We start from the raw sequence: 26,777 nt of genomic DNA on the forward strand, positions 1-26,777 counted from the left end.
TATCCCGGCAGGAAAACGCAAGTCTGTCTCTGTCCGAAACCGCATGAAGGCCATCAGTGCGGGAGCCCGCTTCGCTTCGGGACCTCGCCCGAAGGCGGATAACTGAGCGGTTCCGGGTCGTCGTCGCTCAGAAACTCGAACACGTCGCGCGTCAGCATTCTGGGGTGGAGGACGGGTGTGGCGATGGTTCCCAGTATCCGGGTTGCGTCAGCCACTTTGACGCGTCGCATGAACATTTCTGCTCCATTTCGCCGATCGTCCTTGGCGACAACCGGCTTATCGTTTCAAGGATGCCGTAGATAGGAAGCGATTTCGACTTTTTCTTGTCAAACCCAACTTTCGCAACCCGGAAATGCAAAAAGAGCCGCGCTGAGGCGGCTCTTTGATATTCGAATGCCTCGATAAAAGCCTATGCTTCGTTCGCCTTTGCGGCGGCGGCAGCTTCCTTCTCGGCCTTTGCAGCGGCACGCGCTGTGGCAGCGATTTCGCGGGCCTCGTCGTTCAGACGGCGCGAGCGCACGGACGTGTTTTCGGCGATACGGGCCGACTTGCCGCGACGGTCGCGCAGGTAGTAGAGCTTGGCGCGACGAACCTTGCCGCGGCGGATAACTTCAACGCCTTCAACCTGCGGCGAGTAAACCGGGAATACGCGCTCGACGCCTTCGCCGTAGGAAATCTTGCGAACGGTGAAGTTCTCGTGGATGCCGCCGCCGGAACGGGCGATGCACACGCCTTCGAAGGCCTGCACACGGGTGCGGGTGCCTTCCGTCACGCGGACGTCGACGCGCACGGTATCGCCGGCTTCGAACGGGGGAAGTTTGCGCAGTTCATTGATGCGCGCGGTTTCTTCAGCTTCGATCTGCTCGATGATGTTCATCGGTCTTACCTCTTGTCAGTCTTGCTTCAACAGCCAGAGCGCCCGACAATCATCCTTTGGTCAAAGCCTCCGGATTGGCCTCGAAGGGCCGGAGCGTTACGCGGTTCTTCATTTGGGTAACCGGAAACACCGGTCAGGGCGGGCCTATAGACGTTTTTTTCGTCCCTGTCACCCCTTTTGGATAAAATCAGGCGTGAGACGGTTCGACCTCGACGGTCAGATGCGAAAGGCCGGGAACGGCGCTGAGCTTTTCGCGGTAGTAGGCGACCGGGCGCATCTCCTCGGCGGCAACGGAGACGATCGCGGCGCGGTGACCCGGCCCGAGTTGCCAGAGATGCAGATCCTGCACCTGCGCGCCCTCCGCCTCGACGATCCGGCGGATTTCGGGGCCGAGGTCGTCTTCAGCGGCGTTGTAGTCGACAAGCACCGCGCCGGTATCGCGCATCAGCGTCCACGACCAGCGGGCGATGACGACGGCGCCGACAATGCCGATGACGGGATCGAGGAACGACCACCCGAGCAACCGGCCAAACGCCAGCGCCGCGATCGCCAGCACCGAGGTCAGCGCATCGGCGAGCACGTGGAGATAGGCCGCGCGCAAATTGTGATCGTGCGCGCCGTGAACATGCCCATGGGAATGGTGGGAGTGGTCCTCATGCAGGAGCAGGGCGCAGACCAGGTTCACGGCGAGACCGACGGAAGCGACTATGATGGCGTCGGTGAAGTTGATGCTGACCGGATTTTGCAGCCGCATCAGGCTTTCCCAGCCGATCAGAAGCGCGATCAGCGCCAGAACCGTCGCGCTGCCGAAGGCGGCGAGATCGCCGACCTTGCCGGTGCCGAAGGAAAAACGCGGGTTTTCGGCATTGCGGCGGGCATAAAGATAGGCGAACGCCGCAATCAGCATTGCCGCCGCATGGGTCGACATGTGCCATCCATCCGCCGTCAGTGCCATCGAGCCGAACAGCGATCCGCAAACGATCTCGACCACCATCATCGTGGCGGTGATCGCGATCACCAGCCATGTGCGCTTTTCGTTGCGGGTGTGGTTGTCGCCGAGAAAGACGTGATCATGCGCGCCGGAAAGCGCCGGGCCGTGATGATGGGGATGCGTGTGGTCGTGGTTCATTTCAAATACCGCCTGATGACCGCGATGAGCTCCTCCGCGCCAGCCGCGCTCGCCTCGTTGCCGGGCGCAAGAGGGGCGACGACATGTTCGCGCATATGGTCCTCGATCAGTTCCAGCGTCAGCCCGTTGGCCGCGCCGCGCACCGAGGCGACCAGGTTCAGGATATCGGCACACGGCGCGCCAGCCTCGAGCTGACGCTCCACCGCCTCGATCTGCCCCTTCAGGCGCCGGACCCGGGCGAGAAGCCTGCCCTTGTTTTCATGTGTATGCGACATAGGATAGGAGGGTACCCTATAGGCGGGCACAACACAATAGCAGGTTACAATCGGGCAGCAGCAGACGGGCAAGGCTGACGCCGGTCCCCGACGTGCCGGGCGGCAATGCGGCGGCTTTACGACTTCCGATCGAGCAGGTCGGGCCTTCGCGCGCGGGTGAGCGCCAGCGCCTGTTCATGACGCCAGCGGTCGATCGCGGCATGATTGCCGGAGGTCAGCACGTCGGGAATGCCCTCGCCTTCCCATTCGGCCGGGCGGGTATAATGGGGATGTTCCAGAAGGCCGTTCTCGAAGCTTTCATGGGCGCCGGAAAGGGCATTGCCCATCACTCCCGGCAGAACCCTGACGACAGCATCGAGAAGCGTCAGCGCCGCCGGTTCGCCGCCGGAGAGAATATAATCGCCGATCGAGATTTCCTCCAGATCGCGCCCGTCGATCACCCGCTGGTCGACGCCTTCGAAGCGGCCGCAGACGATGACGACGCCGGGGCCTTCCGCCAGTTCCCGCACCCGCTTTTGCGTGAGCGGCCGTCCGCGCGGGCTCATCAGCAGCCGGGGCCGGGCGTCAGCGCCGGAAACGGCGTCGATCGCCTTGCCCAGAATATCGGCGCGCAGCACCATGCCCGCGCCGCCGCCGGCCGGGGTATCGTCGACGCTTCTGTGTTTGTCATCGGCAAAGTCGCGGATATTGACGGCATCGAGCGACCAGTCGCCGCGCTCGGCCGCGCGGCCTGCGAGCGAATGGCCGAGATGCCCCGGAAACATTTCGGGATAAAGCGTCAGCACCGTCGCCTTGAAGCTCATGGCGCGGCCTTCACGCGCCGCCGGCGCCGGGAAAATCCGGATTGCCGTCATCGTCTTCATCGATCAGTCCGGCTGCGACCGGGTCGATCAGGATGCGACCGTCCTCGAAATCCACCTCCAGCACCGCGTTCTCGTTGAACGGGATCAGCACCGGACGCCGGCCGGGGCCTTTCAGTTCAAGAAGATCGCCGGCGCCGAAATCGAACACCGCGCTGACGGCGCCGTAGCTGTTGCCGGCATCATCGAACACATCGAGGCCTTCCAGGTCGGCATAGAAATACTCGTCTTCATCCAGTTCGTCATCGGGCAGGTTTTCGCGATCGATGAACAGGTCGAGGCCGCGCAGCGCCTCGGCGGCGGTGCGGTCATTGACCCCGCGAAACCGGATCACCACCATGTTGTTCTTGCCCGGCCGGACCTCGAGTATCTCGAAACTGCGTCCATCCTCGGCATGAAGATGGCCGTAGTCGCCAACGGCGAGCGGATTGGCGCTGAAGCAGCGCACCCGCACATCGCCGCGCAATCCCTGCGCCGCGCCGATGCTCGCCATCAATACCGGGTCTTTCAGCTTCACCATGGTCGAAAATTCCACCTTTGAGTTTTATCTATTCCGTTTCGGGCCAAAGGAAAAGGGCCGGACGCGAGCGCCCGGCCTTACTTGTTGAAACGCACCAGATTGCTCGCCCGTCGCAGCGATCCTCAAGCCCCACCGCCCACAATCTCCCCCCTTTGAGGGGGAGATGTCGCGAAAGCGACAGAGGGGGGTAACGGGCATAAGCCGCCAACGACGCCGTGCTCTCGGAAAGGGTTCACCCCTCTCTGCCCCTGTCGGGGCATCTCTCCCTCAAGGGGAGAGATTAATTGGAGCACAATCGCGACCGCTCGCGGACAACCCGCCAGCCTTATTCCGAAGCTTCGGCGGTTGCCTCGGCAGCGGCTGCGGCTGCTTCTTCGGCTTTCTGCTTCTTCTCGGCGGCGCGTTCCTCGGCCTTCTTGCCGGGCTTTGCCTTGTTCGGGTTGTTGCGGACCTTGCGCTCGACAATGCCGGCTTCGGCGAGGAAGCGCATAACGCGGTCGGTCGGCTGCGCGCCGGTGCCGAGCCAGTACTTCACGCGCTCTTCATCGAACGTGACGCGTTCTTCGTTGTCCTTCGGCAGCATCGGGTTCCAGTGACCGAGCTTCTCGATGAAGCGGCCATCGCGCGGGGAGCGCTCGTCGGCGGCAACGATGTGGTAGTAAGGACGCTTCTTGGAACCGCCGCGGGCGAGACGAAGTTTGATTGCCATTTTTATGTTTCTCCTTGATGGATATCGGCCGGTCTCCGGCCTTTTTACTGTTCGATGCCGCTGTGTTCGGCGGCGATCTGCTCATGGTGCCGGATGACTTCCTTTATGATGAAATTCAGGAATGTCTCGGCAAAGTCGGGGTCGAGGTCGGCGCTGTTCGCCAGAGCCCGCAGCCTCGAAATCTGTTGTTCCTCGCGCGCCGGGTCGGCGGGGGGAAGATCGTAGTCGGCCTTGAGGTGGCCCACCGCCTTGGTGCAGCGGAACCGCTCGGCCAGAATATGCACCAGCGCGGCGTCGAGATTATCGATCGACTGGCGATATTGCGTGAGCTGACGTGTGATACCATTATCTGTCATAGGTCTTCGCTAACCTCGCTATACCGCAGCTCTTGCTTTATTTTTTTCCACTCATCTTTCATAAATAAATTAGAAACAACTATAAATCTACTATGTAAATCTTGGAATTTTTCATGGGAATCTTCCAAATCAATACTTTCTCGATTAGCAATACAGTTATTTGATAGCTCCGTCATATCGTGCATAATATTTCGAATTTCAGTAGCTCGTTCGCCGTTATCGGTGAGTTTAAGATGTATGTAATTAAACTCGAATTGAGCACTTTCCTTATATGGAACCGACGATTTTATAGACATCATCAAGTTAGCTGTCTTTTGGCTAAAATTAGCCATATGAAGCCGGAGATCGTCCAACCAAGCTTGCCTCATTTTGGCAATCTCCACAGCATTCGTATGGTGACTTTGGCGACGAAAAGACACTTCTGCCGACTGCAAGATTACTTTATTGCTCCGCCTGGCATTTCGCGCACCGATAGCAAGACCAGCAAGCGTAATTGTTGCGCTGACAACTCCGTTTAAAACCAATGCGGCCGCGCCGATAAAGGCCACCTGCAAGCTTGTGTCAAGAGAAGTGAACCATTCGCTAAAAGGCACGTCACTCATCTGAGTTATTTACCTTTCTTCCCTTTGCCGAAGCCGCCGAAGCCGCCAAGCCCCGGAAGCTTGGGACCACCCAGGCCAGGAAGTCCGCCGCCGAGACTGCCGGCCTGCTTCTGCAACTCGGCAAGCTGGTTGGCGTCGAGCTTGGAAAGGTCGGGCATGCCGCCACCCATTCCACCCATTCCACCCATGCCACCGGGCATTCCGCCGCCGCCGAGCATGCCCATCATCTGCTTCATCTTGCCTTTGCCCTTGCCGCCCATGGCTTTCATCATGTCGGCCATCTGGCGGTGCATCTTCAGAAGCTTGTTGATATCGGCGGCGGAGGTGCCGGAACCGGCGGCAATGCGCTTCTTGCGCGAATTCTTCAGGACATCGGGATGGGCGCGCTCATATCTGGTCATCGACGAGATGATCGCGAGCTGGCGCCTGAACACGCTGTCGTCCATGCCGGCGGCCGCCAGCTTGTCCTTCATGCCGCCCATGCCGGGCATCATGCCCATAATGCCGCCCATGCCGCCCATGTTCTGCATCTGCTTCAACTGCTCGGACATGTCATCGAGGTCGAACTTGCCCTTGGCCATCTTCTCGGCCATGGCGCGGGCCTTGTCTGCATCGATGGTCTCGGCGGCCTTTTCCACCAGCGAGACGATATCGCCCATGCCGAGAATGCGGTCTGCAATGCGCTTCGGGTGAAACTCCTCAAGCGCATCCATCTTCTCGCCGGTACCGATCAGCTTGATCGGCTTGCCGGTGACCGCGCGCATCGAAAGGGCCGCACCGCCGCGCCCGTCGCCATCCATGCGGGTCAGCACCAGGCCGGTGATGCCCACGCGACTATCAAAATTCCGGGCGAGATTGACGGCGTCCTGACCCGTCAGGCTGTCGGCGACCAGCAGGATTTCATGCGGGTTCGAGACCTTACGGATCTCGGCCATCTCGACCATCAGCGGCTCGTCGATATGGGTGCGGCCGGCGGTATCGAGAATGACGACGTCATGGCCGCCGAGTTTCGCGGCCTGCACCGCGCGCTTGGCGATCGCGACCGGGTCCTGCCCCTTGATCACGGGCAGCGTGTCGACCTTCACCTGTTCGCCGATCTGCTTCAACTGCTCCTGCGCCGCGGGCCGCCGGGTGTCGAGCGAGGCCATCAGCACACGTTTGCGGTCGCGGTTGGTCAGCCTTGCTGCGATCTTGCCGGTGGTGGTGGTCTTGCCCGAACCCTGCAGGCCGACCATCATGATCACGACCGGCGACGGGGCGTTGAGATCGATGGTGACGCCCTCGGCGCCCAGCATCTCGACCAGTTCGTCGTGGACGATCTTGACGACCATCTGGCCGGGCTTGATCGATTTCACAACGTCGGCGCCAACGGCCTTTTCCTTCACCTTCGCGGTGAAGTCGCGCACCACTTCGAGCGCGACGTCGGCCTCCAGCAGGGCGCGCCGAACCTCGCGCAGCGCAGCCGCTACATCGGCTTCGGAAAGCGCGCCGCGGCCGGTCAATCCCTTGAGGACGGAACCAAGGCGGTCCTGGAGGTTTTCAAACATTGCCCATTCCCTTTTCGTTTCGGCTTTTGGTCATGCCGAAACGTTGGCACAGCAGCCGGCAAAAACAAGACGCAAAGCAAAAATCCATCCGAGGGCGCATCGCGCTGTCGGATGTTGACCTCCGGGCTCTCTTTATACCTTTGCGGGCCCCGGTCGGCGGCTGAACGTCTTGCTGTCAGCTGATTGAGGCCGGATAAACAGCAAGATTGCGGCAAAGTCAAGCCTGCCCGCCGAACGCCCCATGGAACTTTACCCGTTCCAACAGCATATAACGCTATCGACACTGTATCCGGGCGCTCCCGGCGAAGGAAGGTCAAGCTCCATATGATACCGGCCAGAACCGTTTTGCAGACAAAGAACCGCTATTACACCGGTCCGAAAAGCGATCATTTCGACGGCAAGCTGTTCTTCAATCCAGACGGCATGAATCCGCCCGGCTTCCGCGAAGTCATCAAATGGCAGATCAGCAACAAGAAATCGCTCTGGCCGAAACAGGTCGAGTGCGCGTTCACGCCGGCAAAACCGGATCGGCGCGTTGCCGGCGGCGACATGCGGGTCACCATGATCGGCCATGCCAGCCTGCTGATCCAGGTCGCCGGCATCAATATCCTGACCGACCCGATCTATACCGAGCGGGCAAGCCCGTTCGAGGTCGCCGGCCCCAAACGGGTGTGCGCGCCCGGCGTGCCGTTTGATGATCTGCCGCCGATCGATGTCGTGCTGGTCACGCATAACCACTATGACCATTTGAGCCTGCCAACGCTCACCCGGCTTCACAAAGCCCACAGACCGCGCATCGTCACGCCGCTCGGCAATGACACGATCATCCGCACCAAGGTGCCCGATGCCGATATCGCCGTGCTCGACTGGGGCGCGCAGGCGCCGCTTCCCGGCGGGCTCAACGTCTTCGCCGAGCCCTGCCACCACTGGTCGGCGCGCGGGGTGACCGACCGGCGCATGGCGCTCTGGGCCGCCTTTGTGGTCGAAACGCCCGCCGGGCTGATCTATCATGTCGGCGATACCGGCTTTCACGAGGGCCGCAACTACAAGGCGGCGGCGGAAAGATACGGCAGCTTCCGGCTCGCCAACCTGCCGATCGGGGCCTATGAGCCGCGGTTCTTCATGAAGAACGAGCATCAGGATCCGGTCGAGGCCGTGGCCGGCTTTGAGCTCTGCAACGCCGCCTATGCCTGCGGCCACCATTTCGGCACGTTCCAGCTCACCGACGAGGGACGGGACGATCCAGTCGATCTCCTGAAATCCGCGCTCGCCGATGCCGGCATTGCCGGTGAGCGGTTCCGGCCGCTTGAGCCCGGCGAGGCTTTCGATGTGCCCGCCCCCGCCTGACGTCAGGCTTTCAGCCGCGCCAGTCGCTTCGGTTCGCTCAGATACTTCGCCGCGTCACGGCCAACCCAGCGCCTGGTCCCGTCATCCGACGTCGCCAGGCTTTCCGCGAGGGCAAGGGCCGCCCGATGGCAGGTCGTGTTTCGCATGCCGATATTGCGCAGCGCCCAGTTGACGGCCTTCTTGACGAAATTGCGATCATCGCCGGCATGGACTTCGATCAGCGGCAGAAGGGCCATGAAGCTCTCGTCCGGATCCGTCTTGCAGTGGACGGCCGCGCCCGCGATCATGGCGAAGGCCGTCCGGCGCACGAATTCCCGGTCGTCGGCCGCAAACCGTGCAATCAGCGCCGGATCGAACCGCGCCTCCACGAACAGGTCGGCGGCCATGTCGACCATTTCCCAGGAGGTGAAATCGGCGGCAAGGCCGAACATCTCATCCGACGTCAGCCTTTCGGGCTCGAATGTCAGCAGCGCCAGAAGCTTGGCCTCGCGCACCGGGCTCTGCCAGAGCGCGAAGGCCCGCGCGTGGTCGGCGCCAATGGTGCGGGCAATCTGGCGCAGCGCCGGATTGGAAAGCCCGATGGCGCTTTCCGTCCGGATGCCGACGCGGTCCATGCCCGAAATCAGCGCCGGATCGGCACTGGCCTCAAGCGCGGCCACGACCGCATCCGCCGAGGAAGACTTTGACAGCATGCGAGGCCCTCCAGAGCCGGTATCCGCCCCCTCACCTGCCGGCGAGCGAGGCTTCGGTGGACGAGGCGCCTTCGCGTTTTTTCAGGGCATGCTCGCGCCAGATCGTGAAGAAACCGGCGCCGACCACGATCACGGCGCCGGTCAGCATGTTCACGGTCAGCGTCTCGTGGAACAACAGCACGCCGAAAAGCAGGCCGTAGACGAGTTGCAGATAGACAAATGTCTGCACCGTGACCGCCTCGGTGATCGCCAGCGCCCGGATGAGGCAGTAGTGACCGGCGATCCCGGAAAAGCAGAGCGCCGTCAACCAGAACCAGTCGACCGGCACCGGGTTTTCCCAGAAGAACGGCCCGATCAGGCTGGTCACCGCCATGCCGACGACGCCGGTATAGAACAGGCTGACATCGGCGCTGTCATAGCGGCCGGCAAGCCGCGTGAACAGCGAATAGAGCGCAAAGACGCAACAGCTCGCCACCGGGATAAGCGTCGCCGGCGAGAACCGCTCGCCCAGCGGATCGATGATGATCAGCACCCCGACAAGCCCGCTGATGATCGCCAGCCAGCGCCGCCAGCCAACCCTTTCCCCGAGAATCGGCACCGAAAGCAGCGCGACAACGAGGGGGGCGGCCATGAAGATCGCCTGGCTTTGCGCCAGCCCGACAATCGAGAACGAAAAGATCGCGAACAGGATCTGCGTGATCAGCAGCAGGCTTCGCCCGATCTGGAGCCCGAGATGCTCGGTCCTGATCGCGGCTGCGAAACCGCCCGGCCGGCGCGCCGCAAACACAACCACGAACGCCGCGAACGCCCAGAAGCGCACCATGGCGATGAAAAACGGCGAATAGAGCGGCCCGAGATGGCGCGTGATCGCATCCTGGGCGGAAAAGATCGTGACCGCCGCGACGGCAAGCAGAATGCCCGAGACCTTCATGCCGGCACTCCGGCGTCATGACGGACGTCCCGGGCCGGGGTCGTCTGGTTCATCGACTCAATATCATGAGTGGGCATCGGGTCTGGACTTTCGAAGGCGGCGCGGCCGGGGTTATCGGGGTTTGCGCATTGCCGGGGCAGGCTGGATCATGGGCGAACCTAATCATGAAACGCCCCCTTGGCAAAGGCCGCCAACCCGCCTTGCGGTTCCCCGCAGCGGATTTTCCCGGTTTTGCCCGGCGGGACTGGTGACGGCGCGGGCATTTGCCCATATAAGATCGCGATAATGACAGGAGTGCCAGGCATGGACGACCGCGAACACTGGGACGACCGCGAACACTGGGCGCCTCTGATGCGCATGAACGGGCTTGGCAACAAGATCCTGGTGATCGACCTGCGCGGGCGGGCCGACAAGGTGACCCCACAGGCCGCCATCCGCCTCAACGCCCATCCCGACACCGCCTTCGACCAGATCATGGCGCTTTACGACCCGCGCGATGACGCCCCGGACGGCTGGATCGACATCCTCAACTCCGACGGCTCGATGGCGCAGGCCTGCGGCAACGGTACGCGCTGTGTGGTCGACTACCTCTTCGACATGGATGGCCGCAGCCATTTCGATTTCCGCACGATCGCCGGCGCGCTCGTCGCCGACCGTTTCGGGGATGGCCGGATTTCGGTGGATATGGGGCCGCCCGAATTCGCCTGGGAAAAAATTCCCATGGCCGGGTCGCCGGGCGACACCAGGCATATCGCGCTCTCGGAACCCTACGAGCCAGATCCCGCGTTGCAGCGCTTTTCCGCAGTATCCATGGGCAATCCGCATGCGGTGTTCTTCGTGCCGCGCGATGTCGACAGCTATGATATTCTCGCCTTCGGTCCGCGCTACGAGCACCATCCGATGTTTCCCGAGCGCGCCAATATCTCGCTGGCGCAGGTCACCTCGCCGTCCTCGCTGTCGCTGAAGACCTTCGAGCGCGGCGCCGGCCTGACGCTTGCCTGCGGCTCCGCCGCCTGTGCGGCCGCCGTTGCCGCCGCGCGCACCGGCCGCACCGGCCGCAAGGTCTCCGTCTACGTGCCGGCGGGCGCGCTGGAGATCGACTGGCGGGAAGACGACGGCAACGTGATCATGACCGGTCCGGCCGAGCACGAGTGGACCGGCCGGGTCGATCCGGCGACGGGCGAGTGGGCGCGGGCTTGAGCCGAGCACCTTTCAATCCGAGCCAGTTTGCGCCATATAGCGGGCAAACCGGAACCCGAGAATTATGACCGTCCGTACCCTGACATTCGGCTGCAGGCTGAACACCTATGAAAGCGAAGTCATGCTCAAGGCCGCCACCGAGGCGGGGCTCGAGGATGCGATCCTGGTCAATACCTGCGCGGTGACCGGCGAGGCCGTGCGGCAGGCGCGCCAGGCGATCCGGCGGGCGCGGCGGGAAAACCCGGCCGCCCGCATCGTCGTCACCGGTTGCGCCGCGCAGACCGAGAAGGAGGTCTTCGCCGCCATGCCGGAGGTCGACGCCGTGCTCGGCAATGCCGAAAAGCTCGAGGCCCGGCATTATCGCGACCTGCCCGACTTCGGGGTTTCGGCAGAGGAAAAACTGCTGGTCAACGACATCATGAGCGTTCGGGACACCGCGCCGCAAATGGTCGAGAGCATTGACGGCCATGTGCGCGCCTTCCTGCAGGTGCAGAACGGCTGCGACCACCGCTGCACCTTCTGCATCATCCCCTATGGCCGCGGCAATTCGCGTTCCGTGCCGATGGGCGCGGTGATCGATCAGGCCCGCAAGCTTGCAGAGCAAGGCTACCGCGAGATGGTGCTGACCGGCGTCGACGCCACCTCCTATGGCGCGGATCTTCCCGGCAACCCGACGCTCGGCCTGCTGGCAAAGACGCTGCTGAAGCAGGTGCCGGAAATCGCCCGCCTCAGGCTGTCCTCGATCGACAGTATCGAGGTCGACCGGCACCTGCTCGATCTTCTGGCCGACGAGCCGCGTTTCATGCCGCATCTGCATCTCTCGCTCCAGCATGGCGACGACCTGATCCTGAAGCGGATGAAGCGGCGGCATCTGTCCGCGGACGCGCTCGCCTTCATGGCAAAGGCGCGGGAGCTGCGTCCCGGCATCGCCTTCGGGGCGGATTTCATCGCCGGTTTCCCGACCGAAACCGAGACGCATTTCGAAAATCTCGTGCGCTTTGCCGAGACGGCCGATATCGCCCAGCTTCACGTGTTTCCCTACAGCCCCCGCCCCGGCACCCCCGCCGCCCGCATGCCGCAGCTCGACCGGGCGCTGGTGAAGGAACGGGCGCGGCGGCTGCGCGAGGCCGGCGCGGCGCTGAGAGAGCGGCATCTGGACAATATGACCGGCAGCACGGAGATGGTGCTCACCGAACGCGGCGAAAACGGCCATACCGAGAATTTCGCGCCGGTCGCGACCCCCGGCCTCGAACCCGGCCGGTTCGTGACCGCCCGCATCACCGGCCATGACGGCAAGCGGCTGATCGCGGATTTCAGCCCCGTCTGAAACGGCTTTTGGCCGCCAGCGCGTTGACAAGCCTCCGCCGCAGCAAGGATATAGGGGGAAATACGGGCGCCCCGGTTTGAAACGGCCCGAAACAGGAAAAGATTCCCATGGCCCTTGGCTTCATGAAAAACGTCTTCACCTTCGGCAGGAAACAGGCCGCCGGAGACCTGAAGCCGGAAGACGCGATTTCACTGGGCGAAGCGGAAGCGATCGCCGCCGGTGAGGAGGAAGCGGCCGTACCGGCTGCGGACCCGGTGGAAGAAGCGCCCAGCCCGCCGGAAACGCTTGCTGAGGCCCGAAGCGCCGATCCGTGGGAAGACGACAGCATTGTCGGCGGTGTCGTTGGTCCGGGCAGCAAGCCTGCGCGAGAGGCGGAGGAGGAGGCGTTGCCGACCGCCGAAGCGGCACAGGAGCCTGAGCAACAATCTGCTGCAGCCGATGAGCCGATCGAAGCAGCCCCGCCAGAGCCAACCGACGAGCCCGTGGCGCAAAGCCCCACAGCGCCCGAAAAAGCTGCGGAGGCACCCGAACAGCCCGCGACCCGCAATCAGGGTTTCGAGATCGTCACCGGCCGGAAGGCCGAGGCCCCGGCCGCAGCACCCGTCAAACGGCAGACCTGGTTCCAGCGCCTGCGCGCCGGGCTGTTCCGCACCTCGCAACAGCTTTCCGGCCAGATCGCCGCGCTGTTCACCAAGCGCAAGCTCGACGAGGAAGCGCTGGAGGAGCTGGAAGACCTGCTGATCCAGGCAGATCTCGGCGTCGAGACCGCGATGCGGATCACCGACACGCTGTCTTCGGAACGCTACGGGCGCGATGTCAGCGGCAACGACGTCGTGCGCATCATGGCCGGCGAAATCACCAAGGTGCTGACCCCGGTGGCCAAGCCGCTGGCGCTCGATCTCTCGGTGAAGCCGCATGTCATCCTCGTCGTCGGCGTCAACGGCACCGGCAAGACCACGACGATCGGCAAGCTCGCCGCCAAGCTCACCCGCGCCGGACTGAAGGTGACGCTCGGGGCCGGCGACACGTTTCGCGCGGCGGCGATCGAGCAGTTGAAAATCTGGTCGGAGCGCACCGGCGCCGAATTCGTCGCCACCAAACTGGGCGCGGACGCGGCGGGCCTTGCCTATGACGCCTTCAAGCGCGGCCAGGAAAACGGCTCCGACGTCGTGATCATCGACACCGCCGGCAGGCTTCAGAACAAGGCCGAGCTGATGGACGAACTGGCCAAGATCGTGCGCGTGCTCGGCAAGCTCGATCCCGACGCCCCGCACACCGTGCTGCAGACGCTCGATGCCACCACCGGGCAGAACGCCTTGAACCAGGTCGAAATCTTCCGCAATATCGCCGGCGTGTCCGGGCTGGTGATGACCAAGCTCGACGGCACCGCGCGCGGCGGCATTCTGGTGGCGATCGCCGCCAAGCACAAATTGCCGGTCTATTTCATCGGCGTCGGCGAGGGGATCGACGACCTCGAACCCTTCGAAGCCGCCGAATTCGCCGAGGCGATTGCAGGACGACAGGTGGAAGAGCAGGGTTGACGATCAGGCTACCTGCCGCTTTGGTAGCGGATTGGCATCTTTGCCGAGCGGCTTGCTCCCAATATTCTCTCCCGCCTGCGGGAGAGATACCCCCGACAGGGGGAGTGAGGGTGATGCAGCATTTCATCCCGATAGGGCGCTCGCGGGGATAGACTCGCCCCTCACTGTCGCTGTCGCGACATCTCTCCCCTCCGGGGTGAGAAGACTTGGTGGCTGTGCGGTGAAACCAAATACAATGGCCGTGCCTTTGAGCAGGAGATTGCTCAATGCTTCCACCCGAAATGCCGTTTTTGCGCCTCACATACCCAAATTTGCCGCTTTTGGGGTTGATGAGGCGCGGCCGACAGGCCAATTACCAGATCACACCTAAAAAACCGGCGGGACGATGACCGACACCACGAAAAAACTGACCACGGCGCAAAAGGAAGACCCGTTTCTGAAGCTTGCCTTCGAACTCGGCCCGCTGCTGATCTTCTTCTTCGCCAATTTCCGCGGCGAATGGCTGATGAACACTTTTCCCTCGCTCTCCGTGTTCGGGACGCCGCTGCTGGTGGCGACCGCGCTGTTCATGGCGGCGACCGTGATCTCGCTGGTCGGCTCGCGCATCGTGCTTGGCAGCATACCGCTGATGCCGCTGGTCTCGGGCGCGGTGGTGATGGTGTTCGGCGCCCTGTCGCTCTGGCTGCAGGACGAGACCTTCATCAAGATGAAACCGACCATCGTCAACGGGTTGTTCGCCGCCGTGCTGCTTGGCGGCCTGGTTTTCGGCCGCTCGCTGCTCGGCTACGTGTTCCATTCCGCCTTCAGCCTCGACGACGAAGGCTGGCGCAAGCTCACCTTTCGCTGGGGTCTGTTCTTCGTGTTTCTGGCGGTCCTCAACGAAGTGGTCTGGCGCAATTTTTCCGCCGATTTCTGGGTGAATTTCAAGGTATGGGGCACAATGCCGATCACCATCGCCTTCACGCTTTTCCAGATGCCGCTGATCAACCGGCACACCGTGAACCCGGCGGATGAGGAAGTGGAGGAAGGCTGAGGCCTCGCCTCTCGAGGCTCAGTTCATCAGCCGCGACGCCGGGCCGATGCTCCGGTTGATCACCGGCAGGATTTCCTTTTCGTATGACGTCTGGTCGATCGGGCCGATCTTCTTGAAGATGATGGTGCCGTCGGCGCCGACCACGAAGGTTTCGGGAATGCCGTAGACGCCCCAGTCGATCGCCTCCGCGCCGTTCTCGTCAACGCCGATCGCGGCGTAAGGGTTGCCCAGCTCATTTAAGAATTTGAGCGCGTTCGCCGGCTTGTCCTTGTAATTGATGCCGACGAGGTTGATCGCCGGGTCCTTCGACAGTTCCAGAAGATAGGGATGCTCGGCGCGGCAGGGGATGCACCACGAGGCGAAGACGTTCACAAGCGTGAACTTTCCCGCAATCGCGGCATCGTCAAGTGCGGCGCGGTTGCTGCCGGCAAGCGCGGGCAGATCGATCGCCGGCGCCTTCTTGCCGATCAGCACGGAGGGGATTTGCGAGGGGTCGTGACCCGACACGAACTGCCAGCCGAACACGCCGAAAAGCCCGGCGACCACGATCAGCGGAATTGCCGCGACCAGATATCGGCGCGTTTTGCGCTCTTCGCCTTTGCCCTCCCCGCTCATGGGCGGACCCGGGCGCTGCGGCGGGCAGCGCCCGCCTTTTCAAGCGCTGCAAGCTCGCGCCGTCTGGCGCGGCCGTCGAGCGACAGCCAGAGCACCAGCCCGGCAAATACCAGCGCGGTCGCGCCATAGGCGGCGTAGATATAGAATGCGTGGCTCACTTGCTCATCCTCGGCGCTTCCACCCGGCTGGCCGCGACCCGGCGCATCGCGGCAACGCGGCGTCGCAGTATCTCGTTGCGCATGGCGGCAAGATGCATGGTGAAGAAGGCGAAAGTGTAGGCCACCGCCATCACGGCCAGCGGCCACAGGAACACCGGATCGATCGTCGGTCCGTCAAGCCGGATCACGCTTGCCGGCTGGTGCAGCGTGTTCCACCAGTCGACGGAGAACTTGATGATCGGGATGTTGACGACGCCGATCAGGATCAGGATCGCGGCAAGGCGCGCCGCGCGGGCCGGCTCGTCGACCGCGCGATGCAGCGCGATGATGCCGAGATACATCAGGAACAGGATGAACACCGAGGTCAGGCGCGCATCCCAAACCCACCATGCGCCCCACATCGGCTTGCCCCAGAGCGAGCCCGTCAGAAGCGCCAGAAAGGTGAAGGCGGCGCCGATCGGCGCTGCGGCCTTGTGGGCGACGTCGGCGAGCGGATGGCGCCATACCAGCGTCCCCAATGCGGCGGCGGCCATCACCACATAACACATCATCGAAAGCCAGGCCGCCGGCACATGGATATACATGATCCGCACCGTATCGCCCTGCTGGTAATCGGGCTCAGACGTGAAGGAAAGCCAGAGGCCGACGGCAAAAAGCACGGCTGTGACGGCGATCATGACCGGCATGACGCGCCTGACGAGGCCCAGAAACCGGGTCGGGTTTGCCAGTCCCGAAATCAGCCCGCTCTTTGCCGTCGTCTCGTTCATCATCGTCACCGCTTCCTCGTCAGCATGGTTTCGCTCAATCATCCGCCTGACGCAAGGCCAGGCTTGCCGCAACCGGGCCGACAACCGCAAAAAACAGCGTGAGCGCGACAAGCAGCAGGAAGGGTGGCAGGAACGGATCGATAGCGGAGGTCACCGCATAGGTCGCGCCGACGCCGAAGATCAGCACCGGGATCGCCAACGGCAGGATCAGGATCGGCACCAGCAGCCCGCCGCGCGGCAGCGAAACCGCGATGGCCGCGCCCGCCGCGCCGATAAAGGTGATCGCCGGCGAGCCGAACAGCAGCGTGACAAACGCCCCGCCGAGCCCCGCCGGGCCGATATTCATCAACAGCCCCATCGCCGGCGACACGACAACCAGCGGCAGGACATAGCCCGTCCAGTGCGCCAGGCATTTGACCAGCACGATCAACACCAGCGGTTCATCGCGCATTTTCAGAAGGTCGAGCGAGCCGTCGTCGCGCTCGGCGCGGAACATCCGGTCGAGGCCGATCAGGGTCGACAGCAGAACCGCGATCCAGACCATGGCGGGACCTATCCGCGCAAGCAGCGCCAGATCGGGACCGACCCCGAACGGCACGACCGCGATCACCGAAAGGAAGAACAAAAGGCCGACCAGCGCGCCGCCGCCGGCCCGGACAGATAGCAACACATCCCTGCGGTAAAGCGCCCACATCGCTCAGCCCTCCGCATCCATGAACGGATCGGCGACGAGCCGCACCGGACCGGAAAAGCGCATCTCCCGGGCATTGGCGAGATCGAGGGGTTCATGGGTCGCCGCGATCACGATCCCGCCCGCTGCAACATGCGCATTCATCAGCGCTGAGAACAGGGCCTTCGCGGCGCTGTCGAGGGCCGCGGTCGGCTCGTCGAGCAGCCACACCGGCCGATAGCTGCACAACAGGCGCGCAAAGGCGATCCGCCGCTTCTGACCCGCCGACAGAAAGCCGAAGGGAAGGTCAAGCACCTCGTAGAGACCCACGGCATCGGCGGCATCATCCACCGCCATGCCATGGCCATCGCCGAAATCTCCCATCAGCGTCTTCCAGAACACGAGGTTCTCGCGCGCGGTCATCTCGGGTTTCATGGCGTTCTGATGAGCGAGATAATGGGCGGCAAAGGCAAGCGGCAAAGGCGCTGCACCCTCGCCGGAAAAGAACGAGGCCTTGCCTTCTGCCCCGCCGACCAGCCCCAGCATGGCCCTGAGCGCCGTCGACTTTCCCGCACCGTTGGGCCCGGTCAGAATCAGGCTTTCACCAGCGGACAGCGACAGCGAAAGGCCGCTGAAGATCAGCATGTCGCCCCGGCTCACGGTCAGATCGTCCGCCCTGACGGCAATTGTCATGATGTCTTTAACCCTTGGAGCCGTCTCAGCCGTCCAAACGGCAAATTTAAAAAAAATTCAAATTTCAACACATGTTGATCTGGCACCTTTCTTAGAAATTATCTATAAGATGCGCAACCACGTCAGCGACCGGCGTGAATCACATCCTTGCGCCGAACCTGGGGCATTTTGCCCCACGTGCGGACAGCGGAAATGGTCGTACCCGCATCCTGATGTCGTTAGTACATAGGCGTTCGCACGGCTGGTCCAGGCCAATCAGAATGAGCGGGGTTCTATCCGTGGCTAAATCACTCGACAGTTTCCAATGTCGTTCCACACTTGATGTGAACGGAAAAGAGTATGTTTACTTCAGCCTGCCAAAGGCCGAGGCAAACGGGCTCGAAGGCGTATCGAAGCTTCCGTTCTCCATGAAGGTGCTTCTGGAAAACCTGCTTCGCAACGAAGACGGCCGTTCGGTCAAGAAGGACGACATCCTCGCCGTCGCCAAATGGCTTTCCGACAAGGGCACCGCCGGCGCCGAGATCGCCTATCGTCCCGCCCGCGTGCTGATGCAGGACTTCACCGGCGTTCCCGCCGTCGTCGACCTTGCCGCCATGCGTGACGGCATCGTCAATCTCGGCGGCGATCCCGAAAAGATCAACCCGCTGGTGCCCGTCGACCTCGTCATCGACCACTCGGTGATCGTCGACGAATTCGGCACGCCGCAGGCCTTCGCCCACAATGTCGAATATGAATACAAGCGCAACGGCGAACGCTACCGCTTCCTGAAATGGGGCCAGCAGGCGTTCAAGAACTTCCGCGTCGTTCCCCCCGGCACCGGCATCTGTCACCAGGTCAACCTCGAATATCTCGGCCAGACCGTCTGGACCAAGGAAGAGGATGGTTCCGAAATCGCCTATCCCGACACCTGTGTCGGCACCGACAGCCACACCACGATGATCAACGGTCTCGGCGTTCTCGGCTGGGGCGTCGGCGGCATCGAGGCGGAAGCGGCGATGCTCGGCCAGCCGGTTTCGATGCTGCTGCCGGAAGTCATCGGCTTCAAGCTCACCGGCCAGCTCAGGGAAGGCGTCACCGCCACCGACCTCGTGCTCACCGTCGTGCAGATGCTGCGCAAGAAGGGCGTCGTCTCGAAGTTCGTCGAGTTCTACGGCCACGGCCTCGACAGCATGACGCTCGCCGACCGCGCCACGATCGGCAATATGGGTCCGGAATACGGCGCCACCTGCGGCTTCTTCCCCGTCGACGTCGAAACGCTGCGCTACCTTAACATGTCGGGCCGCACCAAGGATCGCATCGCGCTCGTCGAAGCCTATACCAAGGCGCAGGGCATGTTCCGCGACAATGACGGCGAAGACCTGGTCTTCACCGACACGCTGGAACTCGACCTCGGCGACGTCGTCCCGTCGATGGCGGGCCCAAAGCGTCCGGAAGGCCGCGTCGCACTGGAAAACATCGGCTCCGGCTTCGCCGAAGCGCTGGTCGACATGTACAAGAAGGACGCTTCCGAACTCGACAAGCGTTATCCCGTCGAAGGCACCGATTATGATCTCGGCCATGGCGACGTCGCGATTGCCGCGATCACGTCCTGCACCAACACCTCGAACCCCTCGGTCCTGATCGCCGCCGGGCTTCTCGCCCGCAACGCCGTCGCCAAGGGGCTGAAGACCAAGCCTTGGGTGAAGACCTCGCTCGCACCCGGAAGCCAAGTCGTTGCCGAATATCTCGAAAAGGCCGGCCTGCAGAAGGATCTCGACGCGCTCGGCTTCAACCTGGTGGGCTTCGGCTGCACCACCTGCATCGGCAATTCCGGCCCGCTTCCGGCCCCTGTGTCCAAGTCCATCAACGACAAGGGCCTGATCGCCGCCGGCGTTCTCTCCGGCAACCGCAACTTCGAGGGCCGGATCTCGCCGGACGTTCAGGCCAACTACCTCGCCTCCCCGCCGCTGGTTGTCGCCCATGCGCTCGCCGGCACGGTCAGGAAGGACCTGACCACGGAACCGCTCGGCGAAGACCAGAACGGCAACCCGGTCTATCTGAAGGACATCTGGCCGTCCTCGAAGGAAGTGCAGGAGACGATCGAGAAATACGTCACCCGCGAACTCTACGAGACCAAATACGCCGACGTCTTCAAGGGCGATGAGAACTGGCAGGCCGTCAAGATTCCCGATGGCCAGACCTATGCCTGGGACGACAATTCTACCTATGTCCAGAACCCGCCCTATTTCGTCGGCATGGGCAAGAACCCGGGCGCTGTCTCCGACATCAAGGATGCGCGCATTCTCGGCCTGTTCGGCGACAAGATCACGACCGACCACATTTCCCCGGCCGGTTCGATCAAGGCCCAGTCGCCGGCCGGTGAATATCTCATCGACCATGGCGTCGGCGTCGCCGACTTCAACCAGTACGGCACCCGCCGGGGCAACCATGAAGTGATGATGCGCGGCACTTTCGCCAATATCCGCATCCGCAACCACATGCTCGGCCCGAACGGCAAGGAAGGTGGCTACACCATCCACTATCCGTCCAAGGAAGAAATGTCGATCTTCGACGCGGCCATGGAATACAAGCGTGAAGGCGTTCCGCTGGTGATCTTCGCTGGCGGCGAATACGGCAACGGCTCCTCGCGTGACTGGGCGGCCAAGGGCACCAACCTTCTGGGCGTTCGCGCCGTGATCGCCGAGAGCTACGAGCGTATCCACCGCTCCAACCTCGTCGGCATGGGCGTCATCCCGTTCACCCTGGAAGACGGCGCAAGCTGGGAAAGCATCGGCCTGAAGGGCGACGAGACCGTCTCGATCGAGGGCCTTGCCGACATCAAGCCGCGCGAGAAGAAAATTGCCAAGGTGACCTTTGCCGATGGCACGGTGAAGGACATCCCGATCCTCTGCCGCATCGACACGCTCGATGAACTCACCTACGTCAACAATGGCGGCATCCTGCAGACGGTGCTGCGCGATCTGGCGGCGTAGGGCCTGTTTGCCTGACGGTTGAGAATCATGAGCCGGGCGGCGCGAACCGCCCGGCTCAGACTGCTGACAAAGCACCAGGCTTTGACCATCATGTGTCATCGGCCCTTCGTTCTTGTGTCATGCTCGGACTCGATCCGAGCATCCAGGCGGTTTAAGTCGCTGAATTTGCAAAGATCTATAACGAGCCCTTGCCGGGCGGCCTGGATCCTCGGGTCAAGCCCGAGGATGACCCGGAATGTGGGGGGACGTCTGTCAGCGAACCGCCCGGTTTTTTTATGGTCAGACGGCCTCGGCGTACCAGACCGCGCCGGCATTCAGAAAGCATGCCTTGTCGAACAGGCCGAGATCGAGCGCGTTTGGCAGGCGCAGGTCGGCAAATGTGGGGAATGCCCGGTCTGCCGCCTCGAAACGACGATCGACCTGCGCGATGAACACGAAGACATGGCCGTGGCGGCGGGCATGGGCCCGCAATGCCCGTATCTGCGCCTCAAGCGGCGGATTCTCGCGACGCTGGTCGAGCAGTTGCAGGTAATCGATGACCGCAAGCGTGCCGGCGGGTGCGCCGGCAAGTCTCGTCGTCACGTAATCCGCCGAAATCCTGTCGCTGTCGTCGAAGGTGAAGCGATCTCTGAACGACGCGACGTCTGCGCCGAGCGCCTCGAAACGGCTGACCATATCAAGATCGGTATATTCCAGCGAAAAGAAGAAAGCCCGATGGCCGGCGCGCATTGCGGCGAGCGCGAGTTCGAGCGCGAGCAAGGTCTTGCCCTGACCGGGACGGGCCGCCGACAACAGCAGATCGCCCGGCGCGAGTTTATGATGGATGTCGGCGGCGGACCGGACGGCCGGAACCGCGGCGGCCAGCGCGCTCCAGCTTGTAAAGCCTTCCTGGATCGCCAGTCGGTCCAGCGCGGCATTGAGTGGTATATCTTCGGCGCGCGCCAGCTTTTTGGCGCGGTGTTTCAGCCGGTAGACGGGTCGGGAGAGTTTCATGGTTCAAACCTTCCATCCCGGACGACAATGCAATCCCTCCTTATGCGATGGCCCGGACAGACGGTTTCATCGTTGAAGCTCCGCACGGCAGGTGCTTTCCCGAATGGAGGGAGGCGGCGCGAGCAGCGCCGGAATCAGAGGATAGCCGAAAATCGCGCACGATGAAACGGTCCCCTGACGGTCATATCCGCACCTCTGTCCATCACGGAGAGAACACAGGGCCTCACGGAAAGACCGCCGCCTTTTCACCCCATCGTGACTTTCGATTGATTTCGGAAGAAGCTAGATTGCCCGGGCCCGGGACCAGGGACCGCGCATTCAACAGAGGTTCAGTGCATTGCTGAAACATACGATCATATTGGGCGCTCTGGCTGCCGCTTTCGCGTTTTCGGGCGCCGGCGCCGGCGAGATCAGAAGCCCGCTCGGCGTGGTGGAACTGTTCACCTCGCAGGGCTGCTCGTCCTGCCCGCCTGCCGACAAGGCCGTAGCCGGGCTTGCCGATGAAGGCGATGTGATCGTGCTCAGCTACCATGTCGATTACTGGAACTATCTCGGCTGGACCGACACGATGAGCAGCCCGGAAAACACCCAACGCCAGTATGATTACAGCGCCGCCATGGGTCGCTCCGGCGTCTATACGCCGCAGGCCGTGGTCAACGGCCGCGCGGAGATGGTCGGCGCCAGCGCCGAAAAGCTGCGCCAAACGCTCGCCGGCCTTCAGTCCGATGGAGAGGGGATGAACGTGCCGGTCAGCATCAGCAAGTCCGGCGACGAGGTGATCATCGATATCGGAAGCGGCAAGGGCAAGGCCGATGTGCTGGTGGTCTATTTCAAGAGCCGTGAGCAGGTGGCGATCAAGGACGGCGAGAACGAAGGCCGGACCATCGACTACCGCAATATCGTCACCGACGTGCAGACGGTGGGCATGTGGCACGGCAAGGCCACCAAGGTTACGCTACCGGCCCGCGTGCTCGAACCGCGCGAGAGCGATGGCTGCGCCATCCTGCTGCAGACAACCGATGGGAACGGCAATCCCGGCGCGATTCTCGGCGCGACGATGGTGACCGCCAACTAAGCGGCCGGGAACAGACCCGGAAAAGCTTCCATTCCGGCACTTTCCGGTCCGCAGAACGCGAAAATTAACAACTTCTTTACCATGTTGCGCGAATCCTGCCGTCAAGACTTTTGATGCGGTCTTGCGCGCCGGGGGACGTCCGTTTGCGTAGAGCCGCCAACATTTTGGGGCAGCGGAATGGCGCAGGCGCGGATGGCACAGGAGAGGGCAGAGGCAAGACCCGGTCTCGACGCGCTCAGCCAGACGATCGAAGGCCTTGAGGCGCGCCTGAGCGAGATGATGGAAGCGCGCGCCGCAGGCGCTGCTCCCCGCGGCCCTGCCAGAGCGACCGACTATCGCGACCGCCTCCCCCGCGATCGCCGCCTGCCGGTCGAGCCCGTGAACGCGCGTCTCGATTCCGAACTTCGCGACATCGCCCGCACGCTGAAGGATCTCCGCCAGTCCGTGCGCGACGATTTCACCGCCAGCCTCAGGGATGAGCTGGCCGGCCTGCACACCATGCTCTCCCATATCGAACGCCAGACCGATACCCGGGACATTGACGATGACGCCCGCAGTGAACTGCTCCGGATTTCCGAGGGCGTCGACTGGCTCCTGAGCAACGCGGCCGCCGATGACGACAGCCGGCTGATGGCCGAATTCGATCATCTGCAATCGCTGTTGCGCGGCCTTGCCGATGCCAAGAGCGTTGCCCGGCTGGAAAGCCGGTTCGACACTCTCGAACGCCAGATCGCGCCCTTCGACCCGGCCCGGCTCGATCTCGAACTGACGGCCTTGGCGCGCGGGCTCGACGATGTGCGCCACTGGCTCGAGACCAATGACAGCGGCCACAGCCTTCAGGACATCGAAGCCCGGATGGCCGGCCTTGCCGAGGCAATGGAGGTGCTGTGCGCCCGCATTCCGACCTCCGACGACCGGCTCGACGGCCAGATGCATGCGATCGAGCGCCGCATCGACGATATCGACCGCAATCTGGAGCGGATCGGCCGCCGCCAGAGCGAGACCCCGCGCGACCCGGCGGTGGAGCGGCTTGAGGCCCGTCTTGGCGAGCTTTCAAACGCCGTTGCCGCCGTCGACTGGCAGATGCGCGACCAGAGCGCCACGCAGGCGACGCTCATGGAAAACCTCGACGCGGTCGCGCGCCGCATCGAGAGCCACAACAGCGCCGATGCGCATACCAAGCTCGAAGCCCGCATCGAAACGCTGACAAATGCCGTCGATCGGATCGGTGCCGAGCGCAACACGCTCGGCAAGGCCGTCGCCACGCTCTCCGACAAGGTCGGCGATATCGACCTTGCAGGCGTCGAGCGCAGGATCACAGCCCAGATCTCCGCCCAGATCTCCGCAATGCCGGTCGCCGGCGCGGATCCGGAACTGCGCCGGAAGATCGAGGCCAGGCTTGCGGCTGAAACCGGGATTGCCGAACGTCTCGACGCGCTGGACCTCGCCGGCCTCGAGGAAAGGCTGTCCCGCAAAATAGCGGCGGTAGAGCAGAGCGGCGCCGAATCCCGCCTGTCCGCGCAGTTGACCGCGCTTGCCAACCGGCTGGAGGAAAGCCGCCGCGACAGCAGCGGTCCCGAACTGCAGAAGCTCGAGCGCCAGATTGCCGAGCTGACCACGCTGATGAACAGACCGGAGCCGAAACTGCCGATCGGCGAGCTTGAGGAGCGGATCGGCGCCCGCATCGAAGCGCTGTCGGCAAGCAATGACGACATGGTCATCGAAGCCGCCCAGCATGCCGCCGAAGAAGCGCTGAAAACCTTCGAGGCCAGCAGAAAGGGCGAAGCCGATGAACATATCGAAATCATCAAGGGTCTCGCTGCCGATCTGAAGGCGCTGCGGATGCCGGCGAACGCCGATCAGGACAAGGCAAGCGCCGGCCTTCAGGAGACATTGAAGACGATCGCGAACCGCCTTGACGCCATGCCCGACGCCGGGGCCCCGCAGGCGGCCCCGAAAGCGCGTCCGCCGGTTCAGCCGACGGCCCCGCTTGGCCCGTCCCCTTTCGAAACCCGTTTCAGGGCGATGCCCCCGCGCGAAAATCCGGAGGAAGACGACAGCCGGGACGTACTGGATATCCTGTCGCGGGTACGCTCCGGCCAGAGGGAAAACCGGCAGGCCGCCCATGGTCCCGTGCTTCCCGTGCATGATCGGCCGGGAGAGGAAAGCCGCAAACGCGTTCTCTCCAAGCCCGCCGGCGTCAGGAGCGAGGGTCTTGGCCCGCGCGCGCCGCGCGCCGACCTGATCGCCGCAGCGCGCCGCGCGGTCCACACGGCGGCATCGGAAGTAGGAGAAACGGGCCCGGACGAAGCCTCGGAGCCGCCGAAGGACAGGTTCTCCCGCCGCCCGGTCTATCTTGCCGCAGGCGCCATCCTGCTTGCGATCATGTCCTATCCGCTCCTGACCGGCATGGGCCGCGACCGCGATGCCATTCTCCAGGCAACGCAATCGCTGGAAGCCAGCGCGCTCAGGAGAGAAACGCCGGCGCCGGCCAGGGTCAGCACTGCCGCGCCCGCGCGCGCGCCGGCCACGATCGATCTCACCATGACACCCGTGGTGAAGAGCAATTTCGCTCCTGAAGCGCCCGAAGAAGTCGCCAGCGCGCCGGTCCGCGCCTTCAGCATGATCGAAACCGACAACGATCTGATCACCGGCAGCATCGAGCCCGATGCGCCCGAGCCGACAGACGGTCTGCCGAGCCTTGCCGAGACCGCGCCATCGGCGGCGGAAAAGCTCAAAAAAGCGGCCATCGCGCTCGAAAACAAACAGGAAAAGCCGGTCGAGACCGCCGCTGTTACCACCAGGGAGGTTCTCGACGCGCTGAACGCGCCGGCGAAGCAGGGTCCCGAGGCCGCGGAATTGTCTGTCGAGACCATGCCGGCAGCATCGACCGATACGCCGCGGGCAAGCGCTGCGCCGCGGGCCGCAACGGACGGGTTCCGCGCGATCACCGCCGATCTGCCGCCCGGACTTGAAACCAGGGCGCTCGCCGATGCGGCAAAGGCCGGCAATCCTGCGGCGCTCTACGAGATCGGCCTTCGCTATCTCGATGGCCTCGGCTTCGACCAGGATTTCGCAAAGGCTGCTTTCTGGTTCGATCTGGCGGCCGAGCGCGGCTCCGCCCCCGGCGCCTTCCAGCTTGGAAGTCTCTACGAGAAGGGCACCGGGCTCGGCGAGGACGCAGGCAAGGCGGTGGCGCTTTATCGCGAAGCCGCCGACAAGGGCAATGTCAGCGCCATGCACAATCTCGCCGTCATGCTCGCCAACGGCGCGGGCGACGCCAGGCCCGATTTCACGGAGGCGGCAAAATGGTTCCAGAAGGCCGCCGACCACGGCGTTGCCGACAGCCAGTTCAACCTCGCCATCCTGCATGCCCGCGGCGCAGGCACCGAAGCCGATCTCTTGCAGTCGTATAAATGGTTCGCCGTCGCCGCGATGGAGGGCGATGCCGAGGCCGCCAAACGCCGCGACGAGGTGGCGGAAGCGCTCGGCGATGCCGATCTGCGCCGCGCCAGGAAACTCGCCGATGAGTGGAAGGCCGAGGCGCCCGACGAAACCGCCAACCGCCTGACGAGCCCCAGGGAGTGGGTTCCGGACGATCTCGTCGCCGCCGCCACGACGGTCGACAAGGAAGCGGTGGTTCGCGATATCCAGACGATCCTCAACAACAACGGCTATGATGCCGGCCCTGCCGACGGCCTGCTGGGCGCCAAGACCGATGCCGCCATCAGGGCCTTTCAACAGGCAAACGGCTTTGCCGCCGATGGCGCGATCACGCCGGAACTGGTAAAGGAATTGCTGGCCCGCAACAGCGCCTGAAAAGAAATGCAAAATCACGGCTTTGCGAATTGACTTGCAGAGCTTTGAGTCGCAGAAATAGACCACTTT

26 protein-coding genes are annotated in these 26,777 nt (G+C 63.2%); 8 read left to right on the plus strand and 18 right to left on the minus strand.

The features are described 5' to 3' along the window. Positions 1-53: 53 nt before the first annotated feature. The 10 genes from HQ843_RS25000 to ffh all read right to left on the minus strand — a co-directional run bounded on the left by HQ843_RS25000 (position 54) and on the right by ffh (position 6,875). Positions 54-230: a hypothetical protein gene (locus HQ843_RS25000; protein ID WP_180900662.1), complete on the minus strand. Its 177-nt coding sequence runs from the start codon at positions 228-230 to the stop codon at positions 54-56. 179 nt (positions 231-409) lie between these two features. Then, positions 410-877, minus strand: a complete 468-nt coding sequence (gene rplS, locus HQ843_RS25005; RefSeq protein WP_180900661.1) for a 50S ribosomal protein L19 — start codon at positions 875-877, stop codon at positions 410-412. Between the two features lie 187 nt (positions 878-1,064). After that, a complete protein-coding gene (gene dmeF / locus HQ843_RS25010; protein WP_180900660.1) occupies positions 1,065-2,006 on the minus strand; it encodes a CDF family Co(II)/Ni(II) efflux transporter DmeF in 942 nt (313 codons plus the stop codon). Further along, complete coding sequence (locus HQ843_RS25015) at positions 2,003-2,281, minus strand: metal/formaldehyde-sensitive transcriptional repressor (RefSeq protein ID WP_180900659.1); 279 nt, start codon at positions 2,279-2,281, stop codon at positions 2,003-2,005. Before HQ843_RS25015 ends, dmeF begins: the two co-directional genes overlap by 4 nt. A gap of 116 nt (positions 2,282-2,397) precedes the next feature. Then, positions 2,398-3,084 carry a tRNA (guanosine(37)-N1)-methyltransferase TrmD gene (trmD, locus tag HQ843_RS25020; RefSeq protein ID WP_180902038.1) on the minus strand — a complete coding sequence of 229 codons (687 nt, stop codon included), beginning with the start codon at positions 3,082-3,084 and terminating at the stop codon, positions 2,398-2,400. 10 nt (positions 3,085-3,094) lie between these two features. After that, on the minus strand, positions 3,095-3,661 hold the full coding sequence (gene rimM / locus HQ843_RS25025; protein ID WP_180900658.1) for a ribosome maturation factor RimM: 567 nt from the start codon (positions 3,659-3,661) through the stop codon (positions 3,095-3,097). Positions 3,662-3,986: 325 nt separating this feature from the next. After that, a complete protein-coding gene (gene rpsP, locus HQ843_RS25030; RefSeq protein WP_180900657.1) occupies positions 3,987-4,370 on the minus strand; it encodes a 30S ribosomal protein S16 in 384 nt (127 codons plus the stop codon). 44 nt (positions 4,371-4,414) lie between these two features. Continuing rightward, complete coding sequence (locus HQ843_RS25035; protein WP_180900656.1) at positions 4,415-4,726, minus strand: chorismate mutase; 312 nt, start codon at positions 4,724-4,726, stop codon at positions 4,415-4,417. Next, positions 4,723-5,328, minus strand: coding sequence for a hypothetical protein (locus tag HQ843_RS25040; protein WP_180900655.1), 606 nt, complete (start codon positions 5,326-5,328; stop codon positions 4,723-4,725). The genes HQ843_RS25035 and HQ843_RS25040 overlap by 4 nt, the downstream gene beginning before the upstream one ends. Positions 5,329-5,333: 5 nt before the next feature. Next, positions 5,334-6,875, minus strand: coding sequence for a signal recognition particle protein (gene ffh, locus HQ843_RS25045; RefSeq protein ID WP_180900654.1), 1,542 nt, complete (start codon positions 6,873-6,875; stop codon positions 5,334-5,336). 324 nt (positions 6,876-7,199) lie between these two features. Between ffh and HQ843_RS25050 the strand changes: the two genes are divergently transcribed. Continuing rightward, positions 7,200-8,222, plus strand: a complete 1,023-nt coding sequence (locus HQ843_RS25050) for an MBL fold metallo-hydrolase (protein WP_180900653.1) — start codon at positions 7,200-7,202, stop codon at positions 8,220-8,222. A 2-nt stretch (positions 8,223-8,224) separates the two neighbouring features. Here the strand turns inward: HQ843_RS25050 and HQ843_RS25055 are convergent, their stop codons facing one another. Together HQ843_RS25055 and HQ843_RS25060 are read right to left on the minus strand one after the other, a co-directional pair. Further along, positions 8,225-8,914, minus strand: coding sequence for a DNA alkylation repair protein (locus HQ843_RS25055; RefSeq protein WP_180900652.1), 690 nt, complete (start codon positions 8,912-8,914; stop codon positions 8,225-8,227). Between the two features lie 31 nt (positions 8,915-8,945). Then, a complete protein-coding gene (locus HQ843_RS25060; RefSeq protein WP_180900651.1) occupies positions 8,946-9,845 on the minus strand; it encodes a DMT family transporter in 900 nt (299 codons plus the stop codon). Positions 9,846-10,148: 303 nt separating this feature from the next. Between HQ843_RS25060 and dapF the strand changes: the two genes are divergently transcribed. The 4 genes from dapF to HQ843_RS25080 all read left to right on the plus strand — a co-directional run bounded on the left by dapF (position 10,149) and on the right by HQ843_RS25080 (position 14,946). Next, positions 10,149-11,045, plus strand: coding sequence for a diaminopimelate epimerase (gene dapF / locus HQ843_RS25065; RefSeq protein WP_246710218.1), 897 nt, complete (start codon positions 10,149-10,151; stop codon positions 11,043-11,045). 64 nt (positions 11,046-11,109) lie between these two features. Beyond that, the gene (gene mtaB, locus HQ843_RS25070; protein WP_180900650.1) at positions 11,110-12,372 is read left to right on the plus strand and encodes a tRNA (N(6)-L-threonylcarbamoyladenosine(37)-C(2))-methylthiotransferase MtaB; all 1,263 of its coding nucleotides are present in this window, start codon (positions 11,110-11,112) and stop codon (positions 12,370-12,372) included. Positions 12,373-12,479: 107 nt separating this feature from the next. Then, complete coding sequence (ftsY, locus tag HQ843_RS25075; RefSeq protein ID WP_180900649.1) at positions 12,480-13,913, plus strand: signal recognition particle-docking protein FtsY; 1,434 nt, start codon at positions 12,480-12,482, stop codon at positions 13,911-13,913. Between the two features lie 385 nt (positions 13,914-14,298). Then, positions 14,299-14,946 (plus strand): septation protein A, encoded by a 648-nt coding sequence (locus HQ843_RS25080; protein WP_180900648.1) that lies wholly within the window; start codon positions 14,299-14,301, stop codon positions 14,944-14,946. A gap of 18 nt (positions 14,947-14,964) precedes the next feature. Here HQ843_RS25080 and HQ843_RS25085 read toward each other — a convergent pair whose 3' ends face one another. The 5 genes from HQ843_RS25085 to ccmA are packed head-to-tail and all read right to left on the minus strand — an operon-like array spanning position 14,965 to position 17,843. Next, positions 14,965-15,561, minus strand: a complete 597-nt coding sequence (locus HQ843_RS25085; protein ID WP_180900647.1) for a DsbE family thiol:disulfide interchange protein — start codon at positions 15,559-15,561, stop codon at positions 14,965-14,967. Beyond that, a complete protein-coding gene (ccmD, locus tag HQ843_RS25090; protein WP_180900646.1) occupies positions 15,558-15,719 on the minus strand; it encodes a heme exporter protein CcmD in 162 nt (53 codons plus the stop codon). The genes HQ843_RS25085 and ccmD overlap by 4 nt, the downstream gene beginning before the upstream one ends. Continuing rightward, entirely contained in the window at positions 15,716-16,486 is a 771-nt protein-coding gene (locus HQ843_RS25095) for a heme ABC transporter permease (protein ID WP_180902036.1), read from the minus strand. Before HQ843_RS25095 ends, ccmD begins: the two co-directional genes overlap by 4 nt. Before the next feature lie 34 nt (positions 16,487-16,520). Beyond that, entirely contained in the window at positions 16,521-17,180 is a 660-nt protein-coding gene (gene ccmB, locus HQ843_RS25100; RefSeq protein WP_180900645.1) for a heme exporter protein CcmB, read from the minus strand. Between the two features lie 3 nt (positions 17,181-17,183). After that, positions 17,184-17,843: a heme ABC exporter ATP-binding protein CcmA gene (ccmA, locus tag HQ843_RS25105; RefSeq protein WP_180902035.1), complete on the minus strand. Its 660-nt coding sequence runs from the start codon at positions 17,841-17,843 to the stop codon at positions 17,184-17,186. Between the two features lie 284 nt (positions 17,844-18,127). Between ccmA and acnA the strand changes: the two genes are divergently transcribed. Then, positions 18,128-20,821, plus strand: a complete 2,694-nt coding sequence (gene acnA / locus HQ843_RS25110; protein ID WP_180900644.1) for an aconitate hydratase AcnA — start codon at positions 18,128-18,130, stop codon at positions 20,819-20,821. Positions 20,822-21,100: 279 nt separating this feature from the next. Here the strand turns inward: acnA and HQ843_RS25115 are convergent, their stop codons facing one another. Continuing rightward, the gene (locus tag HQ843_RS25115; protein ID WP_180900643.1) at positions 21,101-21,814 is read right to left on the minus strand and encodes a DNA helicase; all 714 of its coding nucleotides are present in this window, start codon (positions 21,812-21,814) and stop codon (positions 21,101-21,103) included. A gap of 337 nt (positions 21,815-22,151) precedes the next feature. Between HQ843_RS25115 and HQ843_RS25120 the strand changes: the two genes are divergently transcribed. Together HQ843_RS25120 and HQ843_RS25125 are read left to right on the plus strand one after the other, a co-directional pair. Beyond that, on the plus strand, positions 22,152-22,889 hold the full coding sequence (locus HQ843_RS25120) for a DUF1223 domain-containing protein (RefSeq protein ID WP_180900642.1): 738 nt from the start codon (positions 22,152-22,154) through the stop codon (positions 22,887-22,889). A gap of 192 nt (positions 22,890-23,081) precedes the next feature. Further along, positions 23,082-26,708, plus strand: coding sequence for an SEL1-like repeat protein (locus tag HQ843_RS25125; RefSeq protein WP_180900641.1), 3,627 nt, complete (start codon positions 23,082-23,084; stop codon positions 26,706-26,708). The last annotated feature ends 69 nt before the right edge of the window (positions 26,709-26,777 follow it).

Origin of the sequence: Martelella sp. NC20 (assembly GCF_013459645.1) — a bacterium.
Taxonomy (GTDB): Bacteria; Pseudomonadota; Alphaproteobacteria; order Rhizobiales; family Rhizobiaceae; genus Martelella.